This is a genomic window from Maricaulis sp. (genome assembly GCF_039978735.1).
Lineage (GTDB): Bacteria > Pseudomonadota > Alphaproteobacteria > Caulobacterales > Maricaulaceae > Maricaulis.
In genome coordinates, this window is record NZ_JBDWAS010000007.1 from 103,571 (window position 1) to 122,860 (window position 19,290).

20 protein-coding genes are annotated in these 19,290 nt (G+C 65.4%); 15 read left to right on the forward strand and 5 right to left on the reverse strand.

Features of this window, described 5'->3' with window-relative positions:
* Positions 1-20: 20 nt before the first annotated feature.
* Positions 21-824, reverse strand: coding sequence for an undecaprenyl-diphosphate phosphatase (locus tag ABJO18_RS02375; RefSeq protein WP_348508964.1), 804 nt, complete (start codon positions 822-824; stop codon positions 21-23).
* 89 nt (positions 825-913) lie between these two features.
* Between ABJO18_RS02375 and ABJO18_RS02380 the strand changes: the two genes are divergently transcribed.
* From ABJO18_RS02380 to ABJO18_RS02400, 5 genes are all read left to right on the forward strand, one after another.
* Positions 914-1,921 (forward strand): nucleoside hydrolase, encoded by a 1,008-nt coding sequence (locus ABJO18_RS02380; RefSeq protein ID WP_348508963.1) that lies wholly within the window; start codon positions 914-916, stop codon positions 1,919-1,921.
* Positions 1,911-2,888, forward strand: a complete 978-nt coding sequence (locus ABJO18_RS02385) for a cation diffusion facilitator family transporter (protein WP_348508962.1) — start codon at positions 1,911-1,913, stop codon at positions 2,886-2,888. The genes ABJO18_RS02380 and ABJO18_RS02385 overlap by 11 nt, the downstream gene beginning before the upstream one ends.
* 31 nt (positions 2,889-2,919) lie before the next feature.
* On the forward strand, positions 2,920-3,597 hold the full coding sequence (locus tag ABJO18_RS02390; protein ID WP_348508961.1) for a glutathione S-transferase family protein: 678 nt from the start codon (positions 2,920-2,922) through the stop codon (positions 3,595-3,597).
* A gap of 11 nt (positions 3,598-3,608) precedes the next feature.
* Positions 3,609-4,733: a tRNA epoxyqueuosine(34) reductase QueG gene (queG, locus tag ABJO18_RS02395; protein WP_348508960.1), complete on the forward strand. Its 1,125-nt coding sequence runs from the start codon at positions 3,609-3,611 to the stop codon at positions 4,731-4,733.
* A 71-nt stretch (positions 4,734-4,804) separates the two neighbouring features.
* On the forward strand, positions 4,805-5,791 hold the full coding sequence (locus ABJO18_RS02400; protein WP_348508959.1) for a diguanylate cyclase: 987 nt from the start codon (positions 4,805-4,807) through the stop codon (positions 5,789-5,791).
* A 3-nt stretch (positions 5,792-5,794) separates the two neighbouring features.
* Here ABJO18_RS02400 and ABJO18_RS02405 read toward each other — a convergent pair whose 3' ends face one another.
* The 3 genes from ABJO18_RS02405 to ABJO18_RS02415 form a co-directional block, all read right to left on the reverse strand.
* Complete coding sequence (locus tag ABJO18_RS02405) at positions 5,795-6,466, reverse strand: hypothetical protein (protein ID WP_348508958.1); 672 nt, start codon at positions 6,464-6,466, stop codon at positions 5,795-5,797.
* 81 nt (positions 6,467-6,547) lie between these two features.
* Positions 6,548-7,381 carry a methyltransferase domain-containing protein gene (locus ABJO18_RS02410; protein WP_348508957.1) on the reverse strand — a complete coding sequence of 278 codons (834 nt, stop codon included), beginning with the start codon at positions 7,379-7,381 and terminating at the stop codon, positions 6,548-6,550.
* Positions 7,371-8,177: a class I SAM-dependent methyltransferase gene (locus tag ABJO18_RS02415; protein ID WP_348508956.1), complete on the reverse strand. Its 807-nt coding sequence runs from the start codon at positions 8,175-8,177 to the stop codon at positions 7,371-7,373. Before ABJO18_RS02415 ends, ABJO18_RS02410 begins: the two co-directional genes overlap by 11 nt.
* Positions 8,178-8,621: 444 nt before the next feature.
* Between ABJO18_RS02415 and ABJO18_RS02420 the strand changes: the two genes are divergently transcribed.
* From ABJO18_RS02420 to ABJO18_RS02435, 4 genes are all read left to right on the forward strand, one after another.
* A complete protein-coding gene (locus ABJO18_RS02420; RefSeq protein ID WP_348508955.1) occupies positions 8,622-9,770 on the forward strand; it encodes a glycosyltransferase family 4 protein in 1,149 nt (382 codons plus the stop codon).
* Positions 9,767-10,750, forward strand: a complete 984-nt coding sequence (locus tag ABJO18_RS02425) for a glycosyltransferase family 9 protein (protein WP_348508954.1) — start codon at positions 9,767-9,769, stop codon at positions 10,748-10,750. The genes ABJO18_RS02420 and ABJO18_RS02425 overlap by 4 nt, the downstream gene beginning before the upstream one ends.
* 158 nt (positions 10,751-10,908) lie before the next feature.
* Positions 10,909-11,529, forward strand: a complete 621-nt coding sequence (infC, locus tag ABJO18_RS02430) for a translation initiation factor IF-3 (RefSeq protein WP_348515716.1) — start codon at positions 10,909-10,911, stop codon at positions 11,527-11,529.
* Positions 11,530-11,709: 180 nt separating this feature from the next.
* Complete coding sequence (locus ABJO18_RS02435; protein WP_348508953.1) at positions 11,710-12,909, forward strand: Fic family protein; 1,200 nt, start codon at positions 11,710-11,712, stop codon at positions 12,907-12,909.
* Positions 12,910-12,915: 6 nt separating this feature from the next.
* On the opposite strand, the gene ABJO18_RS02440 is transcribed toward ABJO18_RS02435, so the two are convergent.
* Positions 12,916-14,244, reverse strand: coding sequence for an MFS transporter (locus ABJO18_RS02440; RefSeq protein WP_348515717.1), 1,329 nt, complete (start codon positions 14,242-14,244; stop codon positions 12,916-12,918).
* A 196-nt stretch (positions 14,245-14,440) separates the two neighbouring features.
* Here ABJO18_RS02440 and ABJO18_RS02445 point away from each other — a divergent pair, with 196 nt between their 5' ends.
* The 6 genes from ABJO18_RS02445 to ABJO18_RS02470 all read left to right on the forward strand — a co-directional run bounded on the left by ABJO18_RS02445 (position 14,441) and on the right by ABJO18_RS02470 (position 19,290).
* Positions 14,441-16,204 carry a hypothetical protein gene (locus tag ABJO18_RS02445; protein ID WP_348509616.1) on the forward strand — a complete coding sequence of 588 codons (1,764 nt, stop codon included), beginning with the start codon at positions 14,441-14,443 and terminating at the stop codon, positions 16,202-16,204.
* Positions 16,205-16,370: 166 nt separating this feature from the next.
* Positions 16,371-16,811 (forward strand): MerC domain-containing protein, encoded by a 441-nt coding sequence (locus ABJO18_RS02450; protein WP_348509617.1) that lies wholly within the window; start codon positions 16,371-16,373, stop codon positions 16,809-16,811.
* A 144-nt stretch (positions 16,812-16,955) separates the two neighbouring features.
* A complete protein-coding gene (gene rpmI, locus ABJO18_RS02455) occupies positions 16,956-17,156 on the forward strand; it encodes a 50S ribosomal protein L35 (RefSeq protein ID WP_271187542.1) in 201 nt (66 codons plus the stop codon).
* A 29-nt stretch (positions 17,157-17,185) separates the two neighbouring features.
* Positions 17,186-17,542: a 50S ribosomal protein L20 gene (gene rplT, locus ABJO18_RS02460; protein ID WP_271187543.1), complete on the forward strand. Its 357-nt coding sequence runs from the start codon at positions 17,186-17,188 to the stop codon at positions 17,540-17,542.
* Between the two features lie 289 nt (positions 17,543-17,831).
* A complete protein-coding gene (gene pheS, locus ABJO18_RS02465; protein WP_348509618.1) occupies positions 17,832-18,914 on the forward strand; it encodes a phenylalanine--tRNA ligase subunit alpha in 1,083 nt (360 codons plus the stop codon).
* A 10-nt stretch (positions 18,915-18,924) separates the two neighbouring features.
* Entirely contained in the window at positions 18,925-19,290 is a 366-nt protein-coding gene (locus tag ABJO18_RS02470) for a hypothetical protein (RefSeq protein WP_348509619.1), read from the forward strand.

A 19,290-nucleotide genomic window follows, 5' to 3' on the forward strand; every position in this document is an offset into this window, starting at 1 on the left:
GTGGCACAGTGCCCGGGAAGCTAGAGGATAATCAAGCCGATCAGAAAAAGGCCGAGGGCCAGCCGGTAGAGCACGAAGGGCAGGAAACCGATCCGGTCGACCAGTTTCATCATCACGGCAATCGAGGCCCAGGCCGCGAAGAAGGACAGCACGGCCACGATCAGGCCCGCTTCCAGCGAGGCGCCGGCATCGTCCGCCCCCGCAAGGTCGATCACGGATACCAGGGCGAAGGCGGCGATCACCGGGATGGCCATCAGCATGGAAAACCGCGCGCTCTCGGAACGTTTCAGGCCGAGCGCCCGGCCGGCGGTCATGGTGACGCCGGAGCGGGAGGCGCCGGGAATCAGGGCAAACAGCTGGGCGACACCGATCAGCGCGGCATCCTTGAAGCCGAGCGTTTCCAGCGTGCCGGTCTGCTTGCCATAGCGGTCGGCAAGCCAGAGCGGCAGGGCGAAGACCAGGGTGGCGCCGGCGATCACGGCCGGCGAGCGCAGCGCATCCACCAGGTCGAAGGCATAAAGCGCGCCGGCAAAGATGAAGACCGGTGGCATGGAGGCGGCAACCAGAAGGGCAATCCGCCCGCCCGGCGTGATCCGCCCGGTCAGCAGGGCCAGCTTGCCGCGTGCCACGTCGAATATGTCGCGCCAGAAATAGACCAGAACCGCAATCAGCGATCCCGCATGCGCCATCACATCGATCAGCGGGCCCTGATCCTCCACGCCCAGCGCATCAGGCGCCAGGATGAGATGGGCCGAGGACGAGATCGGCAGGAATTCGGTGAGGCCCTGGACGAGCGCGAGAACAATCAGCTGAATGAGTGGCATACGGGTCTTCCCCTGGACGGGCCGGCAGCATATTCCGCCAGTTCACAGTGCTTGGCCAGTGGGTGACTGCGCCGGCAACGGGAGACGGGATGCGGATCTGGATCGATACCGATGGCGGCGTGGACGATGCGCTGGCCCTGGTCTGCGCCCTCGCGGTCTCCGAAGGCCGGCTGGCCGGCGTATCGACCGTGTTCGGCAATGTCTCGCCGCGCCGTGCCGCGCGCAATGCCGCGCTGGTCCAGGCCTTCTATCCCGGCAAGTCCGCTGCGGTCCATGTCGGCGCCGACCGCCCGCTGACGGGGCATCCCTGGCAGGATGCGCATGCAATCCATGGTGAGGACGGTCTGGGCGGTGTCACGGCAGATCATGCGCTGGCCTTCGAAACCGGGGTCGTTCGCGAGGCCCATCCCGACGAGACAGCCGATGCGCTGGCCGCCTTCGCGCGCGAGGCCGGTGCAGCCGGGCGCCTGGTGTGTACCGGTCCGATGACCAATCTGGCGCGCGCGCTCCTGCGCGACGCCGAAGCCTTTGCCGGGATCGGCCGCATCGTGTGCATGGGAACAAGCCTGAGCGTTCCCGACGTGCGGCGGGACCGGGCGGAATTCAATGCCAGTTCCGACCTCGAGGCCGCCCGCATCGTGCTCGAACAGGCGCCGAACCTTCTAATAATGCCGCTCGATACCTGCCGCCGCGTGGTGATGGAACGGGCCTGGCTGGCCCGGCTGGCAGACCGGCATGACCGACCGGTACTGACTTTCCTGCGCCGCGCGCATGCCCATTACATGGATGCCTACCAGGCCATGGAAGGGATTGATGGCTGCTATCCGCACGACGCCCTGGCGGTGGCTGCAGCGCTGGCGCCCGAGGCCGGCCTGTTCGCCGTCGAACCGGGCCGCTACGCTTTGGGCGAAGACGGGGCGTTCACCGGGCTGTTGCGACCGGATCCGGCAGCGCGTCGCATTGAGGTGGCGCGCGATGTCGATGCGGCCCGGGCGCTGGACTGGATCGAAACCTGCCTGACGGTCTCGGCGGAATTGACGCCGCTTGGCGGCCGGCCCTACACCGGCAGCGGGAAGGACAATAGCAATGCCCCATGATCACATTGGTTCGCCGGGCGGGCCCGGGCGTCTGGAGCCCCGGGAAGCGCTGAGCCATACCGGCCGGGCAACGGCGGCATCCGTGGCCGTGGCGCTGGTCCTGACGATCACCAAGGGCATCGTCTGGTACCTGTCCGGTTCGGTCGCGCTGCTGGCCTCTGCCGCCGACAGCCTGCTCGACCTGACCGCCTCCCTGACCGTCTACTTCTCCGTGCGCTATGCGGCTGAACCGGCGGATGCGGAACACCGCTTCGGTCATGGCAAGGCGGAAGCCTTTGCCGGCATCTTGCAGGCAATCCTGGTGGCGGTCTCCGCCGCGCTGCTGGTGCGCGAGGGCGTCGGCCACCTCGTCAATCCCCAGCCGATCGAGGCGAGCGGCTGGGCGCTGGGCGTGATGGGGCTGTCGATCGCGCTGACCCTGGTCCTGCTTGCCGTCCAGACCCGGGCCCTGGAAAAGACCGGCTCCATCGCGGTGGAAGGCGACCGGGCGCACTATTTCTCCGACCTCGGTTCGAATCTCGCCGTGATCGCCGGCATTGCCGGTGCGGTGCTTCTGGACTGGCTCTGGCTCGATGCGGTGGCGGCGCTCGGCGTGGCCGCCTGGCTGGGATGGACAGCGTGGAATGTCGCGCGCGGGGCGGGCAATCAGCTGATGGACCGTGAGCTGCCCGAGGACGAACGCGACCGCATCATGCACATCGCGGCCGAAGATCCGCGCATCATCAATATCCATCAATTGCGCACGCGGGCGGCCGGGCCCCTTCTGCACATCCAGTTCCACATGGCGCTGAAGCCGGACATGAGCCTGCGGGACGCCCATTCCATCCTGGTGGACTGCGAGCGACGCATCCTGGCCGCCTATCCGGCTGCCGATATCATCATCCATGCCGACCCTCACGGCGCGGCCGAGCCGCATGGTGCGGAATTCTTCAAGGGCGACGATCCGGTCGAAGCATATGATCCTTAGACCGCGACCCGAAACAGGCTAGCCTTGCACCATGCGCATTCTGCACTTCTGGCCCCTCGATCCTTTTTCCCGCCAGGTCCGGCTGGCGCTCGAGGAGAAATCCCTGCGGCACGACCTGCAGCTGGAGGTTCCCTGGGAGCGTCCGGACGATCTCGTTTCGCTCAATCCGGCGGGCACCACACCGGTGCTGATCGACGAGTCCGGCGGCGGGCGGCGGGTGATTGTGGAGAGCCGCGCCATCCTGGAATACCTGGAAGAAACCACCCCGGCGCCCTGTCTTCTGCCCGGCGGTCCGGCCGAGCGCGCCGAGGCGCGGCGGCTCGTCGACTGGTTCGACCGCAAGTATGACGGCGAGGTCAACGCCTACCTGCTGCACGAAAAGCTGGAAAAGCGGGCCCAGGGCCTGGGCTCTCCGGACCCGGCCGCACTGCGGGCCGGCCGTGATCATCTGCGCTGGCATCTCGACTACATGGCCTGGCTTCTGGAAAGCCGCGACGGTCTGGCCGGCCCGCGCTATACGCTGGCCGATATCGCCGCTGCGGCCCACCTGTCCTGCGCCGACTATCTCGGCGATGTCCCGTGGGACGCGTTCGAGCCGGTGAAACACTGGTATCAGCGCGTCAAATGCCGCCCGGCCTTCCGCGGTCTCCTGACCGACAAACTCCCGGGCACGCCGCCTTCGGCGCACTATGCGGATCTGGATTTCTAGGGCAGGCAAGCATGCAAGCCTCTATCGTCAAGTCCCTCGCCACCGAACGCGGCTTCACCGAGGTCCGCGTCTGCCGGGCCGATGAGGCCTGGGAGGCGGGGGAGCGGCTGGCGCAGTTTGTCGGCGAAGGGCTGCACGGCTCGATGGTGTGGATGGAAGACACGCTGGAGCGGCGCAAGCATCCCACCGCCATGTGGGATGCGGCGAGATCGGCGGTCGTAGTGGCGATGAATTACGGGCCTGATGTCGATCCGCTGGGGCTGCTGGAGCGCCGGTCGGAGGGCGTGATCTCGGTCTATGCCCGCAATGCCGACTATCACGATGTGATGAAAAAGCGCCTGAAGCATCTGGCGCGGGCCTTTGCGCAGGACACCGGCGAGGATGTGAAAGTCTTCGTCGATACCGCTCCGCTGATGGAAAAGCCGCTGGCCGGCAAGGCGGGCATGGGCTGGCAGGGCAAGCACACCAATCTGGTCAGCCGCGAGCACGGTTCCTGGCTGTTTCTGGGCGTCATGCTGACCACGGCCGAGCTGGAGCCCGATACCGCCGAGACGGATCATTGCGGCTCGTGCCGGGCGTGTCTCGATATCTGCCCGACCAACGCCTTTCCGGCGCCCTACCGGCTCGATGCGCGGCGCTGCATTTCCTATCTGACGATCGAGCACAAGGGGCCGATCCCGGAGGAATTCCGGGAGCCGATGGGCAATCGCATCTATGGTTGCGACGACTGTCTGGCGGTCTGCCCGTGGAACAAGTTCGCGGCCGTCGCCGAGGAGACCGCCTTCCATCCGCGGCCCGAGCTGAAAGGGCCGCTGCTGGCCGAGCTGGCGGCGCTGGATGATGCGGAATTCCGGCAGGTCTTCACCGCCTCGCCGGTGAAACGGATCGGACGCAACCGGTTTTTGCGTAACGTGCTTATAGCGATTGGCAATTCCGGTGACGCTGCGCTTGTGCCTGTGGTGCTGAAGCGCCTTGGGGACGCGGCCCCCGAGGTGCGGGGCATGGCTGTCTGGGCGCTGGCCCGGCTCGATCCGGAAGGGGCTCTGCGGGAGGCTGTGCGTCATGCGGAAAGCGAGACCGATCCGCATGTCCGCGAAGAATGGGCGCGCGTGAATAAGAAACTTACCTCGGGTTGAGGGCTTGTTAGTTTTTGGGGTCTAAGGCTCCGCCCCTTGGAGGGGCTGACGCACGGGGAGCGTCTGACACAATGCAGGTCGACAGGCCGAGTGGGGACTCGCATCTGGCAGGACAGGTTTTCTCGGACCGGACATCCGTCCTGGTGTGCGAGAACAGCCAGGTGCAATTGCGCATACTGAGCGAAGCCGTGCGCGATGCCGGCTATGAAGTGCACACGGCGAGCAATGCCGAGGATGCGCTGACGCTGCTGAATCTGATGCCGATCGATATCTTCCTGACGGGGATCGAGGTCGGCACGACCAGCGGGCTGGAAGCGTGCTGGCTGCTCAAGTCCAATCCGGAAACCGAGACGGTCTATACCATCGTCGTGACGGCATCCGGCCAGGAAAAACGCCTTGAGGAGTCGCTGGATGCCGGGGCGGACGATTTCATCCGCAAACCCGTCAACATGACCGAGCTGCGGGCCCGCCTGCGGGCGGCGACGCGCCTGGTGCGGATGCAGAAACAATTCCGCCACATGGCCGAGACCGATGCGCTGACCGGCGCCGCCAATCGCCGTGCCTTCATGCAGTATCTGGACACGCTGGTGGATCGCGCCCGCCGTCAGGATGCGCCGCTGGCCGCCGTGATGGTCGATCTCGACCATTTCAAGCGCACGAACGACACCTATGGACACGCCGTCGGCGACAAGGTGCTGGTCCAGACCGTGCGCCAGATGCAGTCCTGCCTGCGCGATTGCGATATGCTGGGGCGGCTGGGCGGCGAGGAGTTTGCCGTGGTTCTGCCCGGCGCTACGGCGGCAACTGCGGTGGCTGCCGCGGAACGCATCCGCGAAGCCATCGCGGCCGTGGATGTGCGCGTGGACAATGGCGACCGGATCCCGGTCACGGCCAGTCTCGGTGTGGCAGTGCTTGAAAGCGACAAGATGATGGAAACCGCCGAAGGCCTGCTGCATGCAGCAGACGAGGCGCTCTATGCCGCCAAGGCGGGCGGCCGCAATCGTGTGGTCGAGGCTGCTTGCCGCCGCGAGGACGCTCCGGTTCGTGCTGTCGGCTAGAAATCAGCCGCCGCTGGCAGCCAGCCGGCGTGCCTCATTGATCTGTCCGCGCAGCACCAGGATCTCGATACGTTCGGGAGCCCGTTCGCGGGCCGCCTCGATGTCGGAGGCTGCGTCATCCAGATTGCCGGTGTTCAGGTGGAAGGCGGCGCGCAGATACCAGCCTTCGGCGCTCTCCGGCACCAGATCGACCAGGCTCTGGGCGTCGCGCGCCAGACCGCCCCAGTTTTCCTCGGCCAGGTACAAGCGTCCCCGGCCGGACAGGGTGAGGATGGAAAACGGGTCCAGGGCCAGAGCGGCCGCGTAATTGTCGAAGGCTGCGTCTGCATTGCCATTGCGGGCGCGGGTCTCGCCGGCCAGGGTCAGGAAGTCGACCCGTTCGGCATCGACCATTCCGGCGCGCCGTTGCGATGCCAGTTCTTCAAGAATGCCGGCCGCGATGTCGAAATCGCCGAGGGCGATATAGGCGTGCGCCTCGCACACCTCCGCCGGCCAGCCGCCGCCCTCGATGCGCCAGATCTGGGCCTCCTCCAGTGCTTCGGCCGGATCGTCGCCGCTCATCGCGATACAGGACTGGTAGCGCATGCGTTCTGCGTGGCGCACGTCGTTCTGGGCCGATGCCGGCATGGTGCACAGGGCGAGAAGGAGGGGGCTCAGGACCAGACGCGACAACATGGGAATATCCTGCGACGACAGACGCCGCCACGCTAGGGCGTGCGCGCGGCGGCGTCTATCGGCTTGCGCGTTACAAGGCTGTCAGGCCTTGGCGAAGTGCAGGATGCCCCAGTTGAGATACCCCTTGTCGGCGCCGTCGACCCAGTGTTTAAGCCCGTCGATCATGCCATCGACATAGTCGGCGCCGGACAGGCGGGTGAGCTCCTCGCGGCGGTCCAGCAGAACCTCGCGCACCCGGTTGTAGTGCGTGCGCAGATTCATCGGCGTCTCGTCGAGATCGAGCGCTTCGAAGCCGCGTTTCTCCAGCGCGTGCCGGTAGAAGGCGACCGAGCCGAAGGTCTGCAGGTGGATACGGCGCAGGATGTGGTCCAGCACGCCGTCGGGACAATCGTCCGCCTGCATCGGGTCGGTGAAGATCAGCTCGCCGCCCGGACGGGTGATGCGGGCAATCTCGTCCATCACCTTCAGCCGCTCGCCCGAATGCAGGAAGGAATCCTGCGACCAGACGATGTCATAGCTGTCGTCCGGATCGTCGAGCGCCTCGAAAGAGCCGTAGACCACATCGATCTTGTCGTTCATGCCGGCCTTGGCCGTCAGCTCCCGGTTGAAGGCGTTCTGGGTCTCCGACAGGTTGAGGCAGGTGACGTGACAGCCGAACCGGTCGGCGAGATAGCGCGCCGAGCCGCCGAAGCCGGCGCCCAGATCGATCACCCTGCTGTCCGGCCCGATCGTTTTCAGGCGGTCGGCCATCGTGGTTACGGTGCGGCGGCTGGCCCGGGCGATATCCTCGTCCGGTGTCGCATACATCCCGACATGGATGTCCTCGCCGCCCCACACAGCGCGGTAGAAGGCATCGGCCGGCGCGCTGTCATAATAGGTTTCCGCCTCCAGGACGGCCTGTGACTTACTGCTCATCTGCCAGTTTCTCCGCAACGTGGACGAAAAAGTCCGGATCGTTTTCCTGATAGGTCTCCTGGAAATCGCCGTAGGTCTTCACCTTCTTGAACCCGACATCGGTCAGAAGCTTGCGCGTATAAGCCTTGCGCAGCGGGAACATGTTGAGGTGGTAGACTGCACCGTCCGGGAAGGCGTAGCGGAAGCGTGCCAGCCCGTCATCGACGTGTTCCGGCTCGGCCACGACCTGGTCGCCGCAATAATAATATTTGTGCTTGGTCGAGAAATCGCCGTCCAGGATCGAGTCGTAATTGCGCTGGTCGATGATCAGGATGCCGTCCCATTTCAGGGCCGCGTAGAACTCCGCCAGGGCGCGGCGGCGATCGTGCTCGTCGAACAGGTGGGTGAAGGAGTTGCCCAGGCAGATGATGGCGTCGAACTTGCCGTGGACATCCTTGTTCAGCCAGCGCCAGTCGGCGTGCACTGTGTTGAGAACCAGATTGCGCCGGCGGCCGTTTTCAAAGGCCTTGCCCAGCATTTCCGCGCTGCCGTCGACGGTGGTCACATCGAAGCCGGCCTTGAGCAGCTGGATCGAGTGAAAACCCGTCCCGGCCGCGGCATCGAGGACCTTTTTCTTGTCGCGGGCCTTCAGAATGTCGATGAAGAAGCGCCCCTCGCTTTCCGCGCGGGCGTCCCAGTCGATGAGCTCGTCCCACTTGTCGACAAAGCCCTCGATATATTCCTTCTGGTAGTGGTCCGTTTCCCGGGTGGCGATGGGATCCGTCCCGAAATCCTGAACCAGCGTGCCGTCAGTCATTCACATCTGCGCCGGACTGCAGGCACAGCTCGCCCGCAGCTTTCCAGCGTCCCTGTTTGAGCGTTTTCGCCCGCACGCATACCGGCCGCGTGCAGACACACGGCGGGCGAATTATCGTCTTGATCGGTTTCGGCGGTTACGGGGGCTGGGGGATCTGGTCTCCCCGGCCGCACCCGCAGGCGCGTTTGTCATTCTTGTGTGCGTGGCTCCCGGTCACAGACCGGACCGGAAGGATCACGCTGCACCCACCGCTCAGGCTAGCCACACCGCAGCCGTTGGCCGTCGGAAGCCTGCCTTGCCCGAATGGCCTAACAAACTTCCGGTAGAGCTGCAACAGCTGCCGGGGCGCCGCAATCGTCGCCGGCGAGGCCCCCGGTGTTTGTTTTCGGGGCCAAGGTGTGAAAGAAGAGGGGGAATTCAGGTCCGGCCCGGTTTCCCGCTCCCATGATCGTTCTCCAGGTTATTCCCGAACTCGATGCCGGCGGCGCCGAGCGGACGACGCTCGAGATCGCCGAAGCGGTGATCGCCGAGGGCGGCCGCGCGCTGGTCGCTTCGGCCGGCGGGCGGCTGGAGGACGAGCTGGCGGCGTTGGGCGGAGAACTCATTCGCATGCCGGCGGCCTCGAAGAATCCGCTAGACCTCTGGCGCAACATGCACAGGCTCGTGGCGACGATCCGCAGCGAGACCGTCGATATCGTCCACGCCCGCTCGCGCGCACCGGCCTGGAGCGCGAAATGGGCCTGCGACCGCACCGACGCCCATTTCGTCACCACCTATCACGGCACCTACAATGCCCGTTCGGCGTTGAAACGGCGGTACAACTCCGTCATGGCGCGGGGCGAGCGCGTGATCGCGAATTCGGAATTCATCCGCGACCACATTGCCAACGAACACCCGTTCGCGACGTCGCGTGTGCGTGTGATCCCGCGCGGTGTCGACCTGGTGCGCTTCGATCCGGAAGCGGTCGGGGAAGACCGGCTCGCCGCCCTGCGGCTGGCCTGGGCGCTGGACCCGCAGGATCAGAGCCCGCTCCTGCTCCTGCCGGCCCGCCTGACGGGCTGGAAGGGACAGCGCGAGGCGATACGGGCGTTGGGGCGCCTGCAGGACGATCCGGAAGTGGAAACGCCGCGCCTGGTGCTGGCAGGCGACGCCCAGGGGCGCCAGACCTATGTCGAGGAGCTGCAGGCTCTGGCCGCATCGGAGCATGTTGCCGAGCGGGTTTCCATCGTCGGGCATTGCAGCGACATGCCGGCCGCGATGGCGCTCTGCGATCTGGTGCTGACCCCGTCCAATGAACCCGAGGCGTTTGGCCGGACCGCGGCCGAGGCGGGGGCGATGCTGAAGCCGGTGATCGCGGCCGATCATGGCGGCGCCCGCGAAGTGGTGCTGCATGGTGAAACCGGCTGGCGTGTGTCGCCGGGCGATCCCGCGGCGCTCGCGGCAGCTGTCGCCGGCGCGCTTGCGCTGGCCCCGGAAGACCGTGAAGCGGTGGGACAACGGGCCCGGGCGCATGTCATTGCGGAATTTTCTACCGTCAGCCTGCAAGCTTCGACTTTGCGCGTCTATCACGAGGTCCTAAACTCACCGTCATGAGCGAACCGCAGCGCGACATCACCTATATCCTGCACTGGGGCGATCTGGCCTCGACCGTCCGGATGCTGGCGGCAGCCCGGCTGCTGCGCGACGTGCACAAGCGCGACCGCATCATCCTGCTGACAAAGCCGGACTTCGAGAGCTTTCTCAAGCACTGCCCCTATTTCAACCTGATCGAGACGGACGCGCTGCCGGATGCACGGCCGATGGCCGGCTTGCGCGACAAGCGGATCAAGCTGAACAAGCCGGTCCGCGTCTACGATCTTGTGGGCGATGCCGACAGCCGCAAGCTGAAACGCCTCTTCCGCTTTTCCAAATGCCGCTGGACCGAGATCGCGGCAGACCCGCGCACAGGCGAGCACCCGGTTGACGCCGTCGCCGGCCGTCTCAATGCGGCGCTGGGCCTGGCACCGGAACACTTCCCGCTCGGAGCCGCGCCGCCGCCGGATACCAGCTGGGTCGACTATCTCGCCAAGCAGTCCCGCATGCTCGACCCGGAATATTTCGGCCTCAACGGGCGTTTCGCCCTGCTGGCGCCGTCGGGCGATACGGTGAAGCCGGCGCTGCGCTGGCCGCAGGAACGCTGGGCAGCCTTGGCACACGAACTGCTGCAGTCCGGGGTGACGCCGGCTCTGATCGGCGGACCGGATACCCGCGAAGTCGGCCGCTACGTGGCCCACGTCACGCCGGGCGCGCGCGATCTGACCGGCAAGGCCAAGCTGGCCCAGCTTGCCGGGCTTGCCCGTCACGCGCGCTTCGTGTTCAGCGAGGACACGCCGCTTCTGCATCTGCTCGTGGCGTCCGGGCCGCCCGCTCTGGCGCTTTATGGCGATGTGGGCGATCCGGCGTTGATCGCGCCGCGCGGTCCGAGCCCCGTCATCCTCATGCATGCGCCCACGCTGGCCCAGGTGACGCCGGAGGAGGCGGTTGCCGCGATGCGTTTTGCCGGCGGGTTCGATCGCGAGCCGGAAGCCGCCTGACCGGTTGAATCTGGGCTGATGCTCCCCATATGCGCGTCTCGCGCGCCGCCGTTCCGGGGAACTATTCCGGCCAGCCGGGGTTTCCGACAGTGCGCCGTGCTTGCCAAATGTGATCATTTGACCATAGTGCGCCGCTCCCGTCCGGACAGGCGCCTGTTATGCCCACTTTGGGCTTGATCCGGTCCTGCCGCCGGGAGATTACTAAGTTTCAGTACGTGGGCCACAAGGGAGAAGAGGCCATAGCCCGTAGACCGCACGCCGCGCAACCGCCCAAAAAGGAAGGGCCGCGCACCAACAGGGATATCCGCGTTCCGCGGGTTCTCTTGATCGACGAACACGGCGAAAAACAGGGCATCATGCCTGTTGAAGCTGCTCTGGAAGCCGCTGAGGAAGCGGGACTCGACCTTGTCGAGGTGTCTCCCAATGCCGATCCGCCCGTGTGCAAGATCGTCGACTACGGCAAGCTGAAATACCAGGAACAGAAGAAGAAGGCCGAGGCGAAGAAGAAGCAGAAGATCGTCGAGATCAAAGAGATCAAGATGCGTCCGAACATCGATGTGCACGACTACCAGGTGAAAACCAAGGCGATGCACCGCTTCTTCGAGGCTGGCGACAAGGTGAAGGTCACGCTGCGCTTCCGCGGCCGCGAGATGGCCCACCAGGATCGCGGCATGGATATCATGAACCGCGTCAAGCTGGATTTTGCCGAAGTGGCCAAGGTCGAGTTCGAGCCGAAGCTCGAAGGCCGCCTGATGGTCATGGTGATGGCGCCGCGCTGATCGCGTCGCCTGCCCTCTGACGGCTTTGCAAGACGGCGCCTTTCGGGGCGCCGTTTTTCGTGGCCGGATGGCCGCGAAGTGCCGCCACAAGATCGAAAGCCAAGATCGACAATTTTTCCCGCACGACTCGTCTTTCTCATTGTGCTACAAGGATAGTTCAATATCGAAAGATCGACAAAATTGATCGAGACACCCAATCGGATCGAGCCGTGCCTCTTTGATGACAGGGTCCCTGCGGACCTGGCGGATCTGGCTGTCGAGTTGCGCGCCGCGGCGCAGGGGCTGGGGGTCGGGCTGCATCCGGACAGTGCTGCAGAACTGGCAGACCTCGTCCGGGTGATGAACTGCTACTATTCCAATCTGATCGAAGGGCACAATACACGCCCCCGGGACATCGAACTGGCCCTGATGGGGGCCGAGATCGATGAGGCGGCGCGGCCGCTGGCGCTTGAGGCACGGGCCCATGTCGTCGTCCAGCGTCTGATCGACCAGCGGTTCCGGGAGGGCACACTCGACAGGCCGACATCACCGGAATTCCTGTCCTGGGTGCATCGCGAATTCTACAACAACATGCCCCCCGAATTCAGGTTTGTGGAACATCTGGATGGCCGGAAAGAGGAGATCCGTCCCGGCGCTTTCCGTGCCGAGGGCGATGGTGAGGTCTCGGTCGGCCGGCACCGTCCGCCGTCCGGAAAGCATGTGGTCCGCTTTCTCGAACATTTCGACATGCGCTACCGCTCGGTCGAGATGTCGGCCAGCGGCCGCATCATTGCCATTCCCGCTGCCCATCATCGCCTCAACTATATTCACCCGTTTCCGGACGGAAACGGACGGGTGAGCCGGCTGATGTCGCATGCCATGGCGTTGCGTGCCGGCCTTGGCGCTGGCGGTCTCTGGTCGATATCCCGCGGCCTGGCTCGCGGGCTCGAAGGCCGCGGTGAATACATGCGCATGATGGACCTGGCCGACGCCCCCCGCCGGAGTGATCATGATGGGCGGGGCAATCTGTCCGAAGCGGCGCTTCATGAATTCTGCCGCTGGTTCTTCAAGGTCGCACTCGACCAGATCGCGTTTTCCGGCCGCTTGTTCGATCTCGCCGGCCTGGAAGCGCGCTACAGGCGACTCGTCGCCGATGTCAGCGAGGACAAGCGGGCTCCGGATCTCGTCTCTGCTGTTCTGCGCTATGGCGTGCTGGAGCGGGGCGAGGCCGCCACGGTGCTGAAAACCTCGGGCGTGACCGCACGCAAGACCCTGAACCAGCTGGTCAGCCAGGGTTTCCTGACGTCGCCGTCGCCGAAGACGCCGGTTCGTCTTGCCTTCCCGCTGGCCTATCGCGAACGCCTTTTTCCAAACCTGTTCACCGACGCAGCCTTGCCCTAGCGCACGTTACGGCGCGGCCGGGCGGCCCTGATTGTCCGCACCAGGCGCCGGCATGGCTTCTTCCTCAACCTCGTCCAGCGCGTCGGTCTTCGCCAGTTGCGGGAAGAGGCGGAACCAGGCGGCGGCTGTGACCAGCGCCATGACGCCGCCCAGCAGGACGGCGCCGACCGGGCCGAGGAAACGCGCGGCGACGCCGGATTCGAATTCGCCCAGCTCGTTCGAGGCGGAAATGAAGATGAACTCCACCGAGGAAACGCGGCCGCGCATCGCGGTCGGGGTTGCCAGCTGGATGATCGACTGGCGGATGAAGACCGAGATCATGTCGGCGGCGCCGGTCACCGCCAGGGCGATCAGCGACAGGAGCAGGATCTTGGACAGGGCAAAGCCCAGCATCGCCACGCCATAGACGGCGATGGCGCCGAGCATCCAGGCGCCGATATGGCGGGTCAGCGGCCGTGTCGCCAGCATGAAGGCGATGACCGCCGCCCCGATGGCCGGCGCCGTGCGCAACAGGCCCAGCCCCACCGTGTCGGTATGCAGCACGTCGCGCGCGAAGACCGGCAACAGCGCCGTCACGCCGCCGAACAGCACGACCACGAGATCCAGCGAGATGGCCCCCAGCACGACCTTGTTGTGCCGCACATAACGCAGCCCCTCGAGCGCCATGCGCCAGCCGGACTGGCCGTGCACCTTCTCGTGCGCCGGCGTACGTGCGGTGGCGATGGCCAGGGTGGCGAAGACCAGCAGGGCAGCGCTGGTCAGATAGACCGCTTCCGGACCCGCGATATAGAGCAGCCCGCCCAGGGCCGGACCGCCGATTGCCGCGCCCTGGAAGCCCAGCGAGTTCCAGGCGATCGCCTGGCGCAGATCGGCCCGCGGCACGATGCGGGGCAGGAGCGCACTTGCCGCTGCGGGCGAGAAGGCGTGCATGCAGCCCAGAATGATCGCCGCCGTGAACACGATCCACAGCTGCACCGGACCGGAGAAGAACGGGCTCGCCGCCAGCGCCAGGGCGCAGATCACGCGGACCACATTCGTCACGATGAGTATCAGGCGCCGGTCGAGCCGGTCGGCCGCCTGTCCGCCGACAAGCGACAGCAGGAAAACCGGTGCGAACTGGGCAAGACCGACAAAGCCCAGCATCAGCGCGCTTTCCTCGATCGAGCGGGTCTCGCGTGCCACGTCATAGACCTGCCAGCCGATCGCGACCGCCTGCATCTGCCGCGCAGCGGAGATCGATTGCCGCATCGCCCAGTAGTGGCGGTAGGGCTGGTGGCGGAAGATGTCGAGAGACGGTGTCAGCACGCGCGGGAGAGATAAGCGGGTTCGCGGCACCGGGCAATCCGTCGCATCGGGCGCGCCGCGAAGATGCCGCATGTCGGGCGGATTGCGGGCTACCCTGTTCAGGCGATATTCAGCGGCTGGGATTTGTGATGAAATCACTTGAAACTCATGGCCGTATTCGCGCGGCGCTCCGCAGGGGCCTTTGCGCCGGATACGGTCGAACAGTCCGACAGACAGGGGGAATGACATGAACAGCAAGCTTCTGGCCGGTGTGGCGCTCGTGGCGCTGATCGCGGGCGGTGCCGCCCAGGCCCAGGATCCGGCGCTGCCGCCGGCCTATGGCTCGGTGCGCCTGTCCTCGGGCTTCGAACCCGATCCGGCATCGGTCGGCGTCCGCGCCGGCGGAGCGATCTATGCCGGCAATGCCTCCGATTTCTGTTCGGGCTATATCACGCCGCAGGCGTCCTACGCCTTCGACTACGACGCCGGCAGCTATGATCTCTTCGTGTCGGCCGCGTCCGATGTCGATGCGACCCTCCTGGTCCGCGCGCCGGATGGCAGCTGGCACTGCAATGATGATGGCGAGGGGATCGGTCTCAATCCGGGCCTGCGCTTCGACAATCCGCAGTCGGGCGACTACCAGGTCTGGGTCGGCACGCTGAGCCCGGGCGTCGGATACGAGCCGGCCATGCTGCACATTTCCGAGGTCGGTTTCTCGTCGGCGAATGCCTATTCGCGCGCGCCGAACCCCAATCTGGCGCCGGAATCCGGCACGCTCGACCTGCGCGCCGGCTTTGCCGACGACCCGCGCACGGTGCGGGTGACGGCAGGCGGTGAAATCAGCGCCGACCGCGGGACCTCGCCGATGTGCCGCGGGCACGTGAATTCCGCGCCGGACCTCTGGGTGAACTATACCGGCCGCGGGGATTTCGACCTTTATCTGTCGATGGAGGCGGATAGCGACACCACGCTGCTCGTCCAGGACCCGAACGGCAACTGGCTGTGTGACGACGACACGGCCGAGAATCTCAATCCGGGTCTGCGCATCGTGGATCCGGCGGCCGGACGCTATGCGGTCTGGGCCGGCCGTTTCTCGCGCGGTCCGGACGTGCCGGCCACGATCTATGTGTCGGAACTCGGCTTCCTGGGGAATATCGATACCCCGGCCGAACTCGACTACTCGCTGCCGTCCAATTACGGCTCGGCCGAACTGGTCTCCGGCTTCACGCCCGATCCCTACACGGTCAACCTGATGGCCGGCGGCGATGTCGATGTGAACGAGGCTGTCGGGCAGAATTGTCGCGGCTATGCCACGACGGCGCCGGACTTCGACATCACTTATGACGCCGACAATCTGGACCTCTACATATCCGCCACTTCGGATGGCGATGCGACCCTGGTCGTCAATGCGCCGGACGGGACCTGGTGGTGCGATGACGACAGCGCGGGCAGCCTTAATCCAGGCATCCGTTTCGACAATCCGCAGGATGGCCGCTACGACATCTGGGTCGGCACCTACAGCGAGGGCACGCCCGAGCCGGCGACGCTGCACATTTCCGAACTCGGCTTCGGCGATGAATTCGTCGGCGGCGGTGCTTCGCTCGATGTCTCTCTCGAGGCCAATTACGGCTCGGTCAGCCTGGAGGGCGGCTTCTCGCCCGACCCCTACACGGTCGACCTCGTCGCGGGCGGTCCGCTCGATGCCGGCGAAGCGGCGGACCCGTTCTGCCGCGGCTATGTCACCGAAGCTCCCGATGTCGAGCTGAGTTTCGAGCCGGGCGCGCTGGACCTGTTCATCTCGGTCCTGGCCGATGCCGACACGACGCTGGTGATCAACGATCCGTCCGGCCGCTGGATCTGCGACGATGACGGGGCGGGCAGCCTCAATCCGGGTGTCCATTTCGAAAACCCCGAGGCCGGTGTCTACGACATCTGGGTCGGCACCTACTGGTCGGGCGAAAGCCAGCCGGCACGCCTCGGCATTTCCGAGCTTGGCTTCCAGGAAAACTAGGCGCGCTTCAGGTGACTGAATTGCCACGGGGCGGCCCACCTGGGTCGCCCCTTCGTATGTCTTATGAGTGACCTGCACATCTCATATGCAGGATTCGCTCTTCCGTTGTGGCGGGTGTTACACTATATCATCGTATGTGAGCCCGACCCGCAGGTGTTTGATGAAAATGACCGCCAACAGGCATAGATCCCTCGACGCGACCGGCGTCGGCCTGTCGGCGCTGTGCATCCTGCACTGCCTGCTCGTCCCGACGGCTGCCTCGGCTGCCCCCCTGCTCTCGCCGGAGCTGGGCTCGCTGTTCGGCCTCAGCCATGACTGGCACATCGTGATGCTGGCGCTGGCGGCACCGGTCTCGCTGGTAGCGCTGGGCTGGGGCATGAAGTCGGTGGAGGCCGGCTGGCGGATCTTCGCGGCGGGCCTGTTCGGTCTCGTGCTGATGGCGATCGGCGCCTCGCATGTCTTCGGCTCGCTGGCCGAGACCGTGCTGACCCTGACCGGTGTGACCGTGCTGGCCGGGGCTCACCTGGTGAACTGGCGCGCCCGGGCCCGGGCCGGCCATGTCCACCGCCGCGATTGCGGCCTGTGCGAGCACGAGCCGCACGCCTGAGGCGGAGTCAGCTGCGCCCTTGCAATAGCGCCGTTTCCGCGTATAAGACCCCGCTTCCAACTCCAGCCTGACGGGCCCGTTCGACATGCCCGCTGGCTGCAACATCCACAAGACCGCTCCGGCGGTCCTGCAAAGGAGATGAAAATGTCGAAGATGAAGACGAAGAGCGGCGCCAAAAAGCGCTTCAAGCTCACTGCCACGGGCAAGGTGAAGGCCGGCCAGGCCGGCAAGCGCCACGGCATGATCAAGCGGACTCCCAAGCAGATCCGCAACAAGCGCGGCCAGACGACCCTGTCGCCCCAGGACGCGCGGATCGTGAAAAAATACATCCCGAACGGCCTGTAAGCCGCGGCAGCTGAGTTAGGAGCACACCCATGTCTCGAGTTACGTCCGGACCGGCGACCGCCAAGCGCCACAAGAAAGTCATCAAAGCGGCCAAGGGCTATTACGGCCGCCGCAAGAACACCTTCCGCGCCGCCGTGCAGGCTGTGGAGAAGGCTGGCCAGTACGCCTATCGCGACCGCCGTGCCAAGAAGCGCAATTTCCGCGGTCTCTGGATCCAGCGCATCAATGCCGGTGCCCGCGAGCACGGCATGACCTATTCGGTCTTCATGAACGGTCTGAACAAGGCCGGCATCGAGGTCGACCGCAAGGTCCTGTCCGACATCGCGATCCGCGAACCGGAAGCCTTCAAGGCGCTCGTCGATCAGGCGCGCGCTGCGCTGGGCTGAACCCGGTCACACCGATCCGATTGAAAAGGCCCGCCAGCGCATCGCCGGCGGGCCTTTTTCGTTTGGCCCTTCGGGCTGCCCCTCATCCGGGCTCCGCCCACCTTCTCCCCGGTCGGGGAGAAGGCAATAACAGCCCTGTCACGCTCCCCCTCTCCCCCGCCGGGGAGAGGGATCAAGGGTGAGGGGCGCGCGGCTGAGCCGCGCAAGAGAGACTAGTGCCGCCACTCCCTGTCGACACTGCATAATACAGCCGCTAAACCCACCTCGACCGCGAGGGACTGAGAACGCCATGACCGACACATCCAATCTCGACACGCTGGAAGCCGAGGTCCGCAGCCAGATCGATGGCGCGACCGACGAGGCGGCGCTGGACGCCGTGCGCGTGTCCGCCCTGGGCAAGAAGGGCTCGGTTTCGCTGATGATGCGCGAGTTGGGCAGGATGAGCCCGGAAGAGCGTCAGGTGATGGGTCCCGCGCTCAACGGTCTCAAGAACCGCCTCAACGACGCCCTGGAAGCGCGCAAGGCCGATCTGGAAGCCAGGGCGCTGGACGCTGCGCTGGCCTCGGAAACGGTCGACATCACTTTGCCTGTGCGCCCGGAACCGCAAGGCTCTCTGCACCCGATCACCCAGGTGATGGAAGAACTGGCCGTGATCTTCGCGGATATGGGCTTCGAGGTCGCCGAAGGGCCGGATGTCGAGGACGACTTCCACAATTTCACTGCCCTGAACTTCCCGCCCGGCCACCCGGCGCGCGACACCCAGGACACTTTCTTCATGCAGCCGGACGAGAACGGCGAGCGCAAGGTGCTGCGCACCCACACCTCGCCGGTGCAGATCCGCACCATGCTGAAGGGCAAGACGCCGATCCGCATCATCGTGCCGGGCCGCGTCTATCGCTGCGACTGGGACCAGACCCACACGCCGATGTTCCACCAGGTCGAAGGCCTGGTGATCGATCGCGAGGCGAATATGGGTCACCTCAAGGGCACGCTGCTGGACTTTATCGCCGCCTTCTTCGAGACCGACCAGGTGGAAGCCCGCTTCCGTCCGCACCACTTCCCCTTCACCGAGCCGAGCGCCGAGATGGATGTGCGCTATGAGCGCGTCGGCGATGCGGTGAAAGTGGGCTCGGGCGACAAATGGATGGAGATCCTCGGCTGCGGCATGGTCCATCCGAATGTGATCCGCAATTGCGGCCTCGACCCGGACGAGTTCCAGGGCTTCGCCTGGGGCATGGGCGTCGACCGTCTCGCCATGCTGAAATATGGCGCGCCGGACCTGCGCGACTTCTTCAATTCCGACAAGCGCTGGCTGAACCATTACGGCTTCACCCCGCTGCTGCAGGCCAATCTGGCGACGGGCCTGAGCTAGGGAGCTTGGAGTGAGCTACGACCTCTATTTCGGTGCTCGGGACAGAACTTCAAAACTCGACCAGGAGAAGGTCCGGGCGTGGTTTGCAGCACGCGGCTACACTTTCCACGCTGCGCAACAGGCGCTGATGGAAACGCCTGAAGAAGATATGCTCTGGGACTTCTGCTTCATCCAAGAGGAAGACGCGGACTTCGACCGTCCATTGCTCGCGAGTTGTTCTCTGCCAAGCGCGATGGATCACGCAAAAAAGTGCATCAACGATGCGCGGGATTTTTGCCAGGCTTTCGATCTGGTCGTGAGCGATCCACAAACAGACTCCCTCGCTTTCATGGAGCCGGACGAGTATTTGGTGGCGGACGGCAGGGCGCAGTCCTGA